Raw genomic sequence first — 5,674 nt, forward strand, 5'->3', positions numbered from 1 at the left:
TAATGTTTTCTAGTACTACTTACGCTAGATTTGGTTAGTTTCGGCATAAAAATAAGTTCTCAATTTAAATATGAGTTATGTTATAATTGCTAGGTGTGTTTTGAAGATAAAAATTATGATTAAAAGATAATGTTAAGATTTTGTATGGAGGTCTTGGAATGTTAGCAAATCAAGCTAGGGTTAGATTTGAGCGTTTTTTGCTCTTTTTTATTATTTTACAGCCTGTTTTAGATTTATTAACGTCTCTTAGCATCACTTTATTAAAGTCAAATGCTACCGTTGGAATTTTAGTAAGATTCCTTATTATGGCTGTTGGTGGTATTTACATTTTAATTCAGGCAAAAGAGAAGGAAAATAGAAAGTTTTTAATTTATCTTATATTATTAGCCGGAGTTTTAGGGATAGGATTTATTAATAACAAACTAGTCAAAAATCCTATTGTACTTAGTGAAGAGGTTAAATTCGTTGCGAAAGCATTATATATATATATCATGCTGGGATCATACATTTTAGCTTTAAAATCATTGAAAAAGAAGGTTAATATTAGTGATAAGGTTCGAAATAGTATTGTATATTCTACATTAATCATTAACGCAATTATGGTTATTTCTATTTCAACATCTACTGACTTTGGTAGTTATGAATGGATGAAGGTTGGTTCTCGAGGTTGGTTCTATGCAGGGAATGAACTAGGTTCAATTTTAGCTATTATTTTCCCTATTGTGGTACTATATTCTATTCAAAAAACAAAGAGCTGGAAACACATTTTATATTGGATTCCATCACTTTTAATGATTTATTCGCTAATTCAAGTTGGTACAAAAGTAGGAATGGGCTCAATTGGTGCTACGTTAGCGGCAGCAATCGGGATCATTGTACTACAATTATTATTTGATAGAAAAAATCCGAACAAAAAATCCCTTGCGCTTAATGCAGTAATTGCTATTGTCCTATTAGCTGGTGTAGTTGGAACGTTTAAACAAACGCCATTAGCACAAAATATGGGTATTCACAATAATTATTTATCAGAGCAAAATGTAGCACAGCAAGGTCAAAAAGAAAAAGAAATTAAAGAGAAGCTGAAAAAAGAACAAGAACTTAAAGCAAAAGAAGAAAAGCATCATAAAGGTGAAAAGCCAGAAGAAAAGGCGAAGATAGAAGAGGAAGTTAAGAAAGAGCTTGAGAAAGAGCAAAAGAAAGAAAACCAAGAAAATCTTATTTTCAGTGGACGTCAAGTATATGAAGAAAGACATAAGCAGTTCTTTAAAGAAGCGCCAATGTCACAAAAGTTATTAGGAATGGGTTATGCAGGTAACTTTAAATACAATGAACAAAAGCAGCCAGATCCAAAACTAATTGAAATGGACTTCCATGATTGGTTTTATGATTTCGGGATTATTGGCTTTGTATTACTAATGATTCCATTTATTTATTACGGGCTAAGAATTCTACTAGCATTTACTACGAGATTTAAGGTCATATTTAATATAAAATATGGAATGATTTCAGCAAGCTTATTGTTAGCGTTAGGTATTGCTTATATTGCAGGACATATTTTAACAGCACCAGGAGTTGGGATTTACTTTGTAGTGGTGTTAGCTTATCTAATAGTAGACCTAGAAATTGAATGATAAAAATAAAAGCTAACTTTTGTTAGCTTTTATTTTTTAGTACAGTAAAATAAAAATAGATGGAAACGTAGCGAGGATTTAAAGGAGGAAAAAATATGAGAATATTGCATATGAATGCAGGAGCAGAAGATGGGGGAGGGAAAACACATATTATTTCACTTCTCGATCAGTTTCCAACTGGTGAAGTAGAATTAGCAGTATTTGAAGATGGAATTGTTGCGAAGGAAGCAAGGGAGTTAGGGATAAAAGTCCATGTGTTTTCACAAAAATCGCGCTATGATTTATCCATTTTAAAGAATATAAGTGAATTTATTAATAAAGAAAAATTTGATGTAGTTCATACACATGGCCCTAGGGCTAATTTCTATGTTTCTTTAATGAAAAAGAGAATAAAGGCAAAATGGGTAACGACTATTCATAGTGATCCATTTCAAGACTTTACTAAACAGGGCTTAAAAGGTTGGATTTTTACGAAATTAAATTTGAAAGCCTTAAAAAATATAGACTTATTTTTCGTTGTAACAAATAGATTGAAAAAAAGCCTGGCAGCATTAGGTATTTCAAATGAAAAGATGCATGTTATTTATAATGGAATTGAATACGATAAGGAAAAAGCAAAAGGCTATAATAAAAAAGAAATGTTCAATATTGATGAAGATGTATTTACGGCAATCCAAGTAGCACGATTACATCCTGTCAAAGGACATGAAGTTTTATTCGATGCGTTACAACAAACAAAATTAGAGAAAATTAAAGTATTATTAGTTGGCGATGGCCCATTAGAAGAAAATCTAAAGTCATTAGCTACTGAAAAGGGGATTAACGATAAAGTAGAGTTTTTAGGACATCGTCAAGATGTAAAACAATTATTTGCGTCGTCACATGTAAATTTATTAACTTCCCATAGTGAAGGGTTCCCACTAGTTTTATTAGAAGCGGCAAATCAGCGCGTACCATCAATTGTGACTAGGGCTGGAGAAATTGAACCATTAATCGTAGATGAAACTTACGGATGGATTGTGCCGACAGGTGATGGAAAGGCATTAGCATTAGCTTTAGAAGAAGCGTATGATAAGTGGAAAACTGGAGAGTTAGCAGCAATGGGTAAACATATTTATGAGCATGCTACTATGAACTTCTCACTTCAAAAACTATATGAAGATACAAAGGAAACATATAAGCAATTAATAGCGAAAAACTTGTAATGATAGAGAGGATAGTTAACTATGGCAGTACAAACAGTTGATATTCTAGGCGTTCCTTTTTCTACAATGACAATGGATGAAACGGTCCAATATTTAAAAGAACAACTAGAAGCGGAGCGAACTCATACGTTTCAGGTAGTAACAGCAAACCCTGAAATTGTTATGTGCGCAAAAAAGGATGAAAAGTTCTATCAAACATTATTGAATACAGATTTAATTACACCTGATGGTATTGGGGTTGTAAAGGCAAGCGGGATGCTTGGTACACCTTTAAAAGAACGTGTAGCAGGTTTTGATTTAATGTGTAATTTACTTGCGAAGTTATCAGAAGATAGTAAGCCGGTATCTGTTTTCTTATTAGGTGCAAAGCCGCATGTTGTACAAGCTGCAGCAGATCATTTAACAAAGACATATTCAGCTGTATCCATCGCCGGTATACAAGATGGTTATTTTAAACAAGAAGACGAAGAGAATATTATTTCTCGCATTCAAGAAGCAAAACCAGATTTATTACTTGTTGCACTTGGTTTCCCGAGACAAGAGAACTTTATACAAAACAATAAGCATCGTTTAGAAACGAAAATGGCTGTTGGAGTAGGTGGAAGTTTAGACGTATGGGCTGGAGAGGTAAAACGTGCACCAAAATGGATTCAAGCAATTCATTTAGAGTGGTTTTATAGATTATGCAGTAATCCAACACGCTGGCGTCGTCAGTTAGTATTAGCGGAATTTTTAAAAGAAGTAATGCGTTCGAAAAAGTAGCGAAATATCGCTGCTTTTTTTATTTGTTCATTTTTAATAAATTGAAACTTTAATCAGTGAGGCATCCCCACAGATTATTAGCTCTCACCAATCGGGATAGACGTTTTACTTTTTGGGAATGATGAAGGAGAATTTTTTACACAAAAGTATTTTACTTATACAATTCACACATGTAAAATGATGTGTAAAGACACCTGTGTGAGGAGGACTTCTAGTGGGCAAGGTAAAAGAAATTTCGAAGCGCAAACTACTAGGTATAGCTGGGCTTGGATGGCTATTTGATGCAATGGATGTTGGAATGCTTTCATTTGTAATGGTAGCCTTGCAAAAGGATTGGGGATTAAGTACGCAAGAAATGGGCTGGATAGGCAGTATTAACTCAATCGGTATGGCAGTAGGAGCGCTTATTTTTGGGATACTATCAGATAAAATAGGGCGAAAATCAGTCTTTATTATTACATTATTATTATTTTCTATCGGTAGTGGTTTAACTGCATTAACAACAACACTTGCGATGTTTCTCGTTTTACGCTTTTTAATTGGTATGGGGCTTGGCGGAGAGCTTCCGGTTGCCTCTACACTAGTATCAGAGAGTGTTGAAGCGCATGAACGTGGGAAAATTGTTGTGTTATTAGAAAGTTTTTGGGCAGGTGGATGGCTAATTGCAGCTCTTATCTCGTATTTTGTTATTCCTAAATATGGTTGGGAAGTTGCGATGGTATTGAGTGCAGTTCCAGCATTATATGCTTTATATTTAAGATGGAATTTACCGGATTCCCCAAGGTTCCAAAAAGTTGAAAAAAGGCCATCTGTTATTGAAAATATAAAATCAGTTTGGTCTGGGGAATATCGTAAAGCAACAATTATGCTATGGATTCTATGGTTTAGTGTTGTTTTTTCCTATTATGGAATGTTCCTTTGGTTACCGAGTGTAATGGTGCTAAAAGGATTTAGTTTAATAAAAAGTTTCCAATACGTACTTATTATGACATTAGCTCAACTTCCAGGATATTTCACAGCTGCTTGGTTTATTGAACGTCTCGGTCGTAAATTTGTTTTGGTTACGTATTTAATCGGGACAGCTTGCAGTGCTTATTTGTTTGGGGTTGCGGATTCATTAACAGTATTAATCGTGGCAGGTATGTTACTATCCTTCTTTAACTTAGGTGCTTGGGGAGCATTATACGCCTATACACCTGAGCAGTATCCAACGGTTATTCGTGGTACAGGTGCAGGAATGGCAGCAGCATTTGGTCGTATTGGTGGTATTCTTGGGCCACTATTAGTGGGATATTTAGTTGCTTCAGAAGCTTCACTATCATTAATATTTACGATTTTCTGTGGATCAATTTTAATTGGTGTATTCGCTGTAATAATACTTGGACAGGAAACGAAGCAACGAGAATTAGTATAAAGTGAAAATTTAAACGTATCCCTGACCGTTTATTATCCTACACTACTCGGCTCTTTATAGGCAGTTAGTGCGGGATAAAAGGGGAGAGGAAACCGAAGTGGTTTCCTTTTTTCTGTTTTTTTAGATAAATAATGGTATAGTAAGAAAAAGGGATTATTTCTTATAAAAGCGAATGTATACAACAGGACATATGGACAAAGAATTAGGTGGTTGAAGAAATGAAAATTTTACTGATCATGGAAGAGGCAGAAGAGAGAAGAGAGTTAGCTGAAAATTTCACTGAAAATATGAGAAATGTAGAATGTTTTGAAGCAAAGACAGGAACAGAATCTTTATTTATGATGAAAAAACATATACCAGACTTTGTTTTTTTAAGTTCCAAATTACTAGATGGTACTGGTTTTGAATATGCAAGTTTATTACGAGAAATAAATTGCTATACAAAATTTATTTTTGTAGGTGAAAACATAGAAGAATCTATTACAGCTTTTCGTTTCCAAGCATTTTATTATTTATTGCGACCATTTCGTGAAGAAGATTTACAATTTCTTTTATATAAAATAGGTAAAGAACAAGGTGAGAAAGCAAAGAGTTATTTGCGGAAACTACCGATAGAAAGTCAAGAGGGTATACGATATATTCTTCCAGAAGATATCGTATAT

General features: G+C 33.9%; 5 protein-coding genes. All 5 read left to right on the forward strand.

What is annotated here, in order from left to right; all coding sequences use genetic code 11:
* Positions 1-158 precede the first annotated feature (158 nt).
* The gene (locus ACQGS6_RS22020) at positions 159-1,631 is read left to right on the forward strand and encodes an O-antigen ligase family protein (RefSeq protein WP_426965605.1); all 1,473 of its coding nucleotides are present in this window, start codon (positions 159-161) and stop codon (positions 1,629-1,631) included.
* Between the two features lie 95 nt (positions 1,632-1,726).
* Positions 1,727-2,836 carry a glycosyltransferase family 4 protein gene (locus ACQGS6_RS22025; protein WP_044797724.1) on the forward strand — a complete coding sequence of 370 codons (1,110 nt, stop codon included), beginning with the start codon at positions 1,727-1,729 and terminating at the stop codon, positions 2,834-2,836.
* A gap of 21 nt (positions 2,837-2,857) precedes the next feature.
* Positions 2,858-3,598, forward strand: coding sequence for a WecB/TagA/CpsF family glycosyltransferase (locus tag ACQGS6_RS22030; RefSeq protein ID WP_000290748.1), 741 nt, complete (start codon positions 2,858-2,860; stop codon positions 3,596-3,598).
* Between the two features lie 214 nt (positions 3,599-3,812).
* Positions 3,813-5,012, forward strand: coding sequence for an MFS transporter (locus tag ACQGS6_RS22035; RefSeq protein WP_000521078.1), 1,200 nt, complete (start codon positions 3,813-3,815; stop codon positions 5,010-5,012).
* A gap of 218 nt (positions 5,013-5,230) precedes the next feature.
* A partial coding sequence (locus tag ACQGS6_RS22040; RefSeq protein ID WP_426965606.1) for a LytR/AlgR family response regulator transcription factor occupies positions 5,231-5,674 on the forward strand: 444 nt, incomplete at its 3' end.

Origin of the sequence: Bacillus sp. GMs2/2 (genome assembly GCF_050172095.1) — a bacterium.
In the GTDB taxonomy this organism is placed as follows: domain Bacteria; phylum Bacillota; class Bacilli; order Bacillales; family Bacillaceae_G; genus Bacillus_A; species Bacillus_A cereus.

Bases quoted from the DNA above. Each gene is read 5' to 3' on its own strand.
- ACQGS6_RS22025 (WP_044797724.1), top strand. From the start codon at position 1,727: ATGAGAATATTGCATATGAATGCAGGAGCAGAAGATGGGGGAGGGAAA.
- ACQGS6_RS22030 (WP_000290748.1), top strand. From the start codon at position 2,858: ATGGCAGTACAAACAGTTGATATTCTAGGCGTTCCTTTTTCTACAATG.
- ACQGS6_RS22020 (WP_426965605.1), top strand. From the start codon at position 159: ATGTTAGCAAATCAAGCTAGGGTTAGATTTGAGCGTTTTTTGCTCTTT.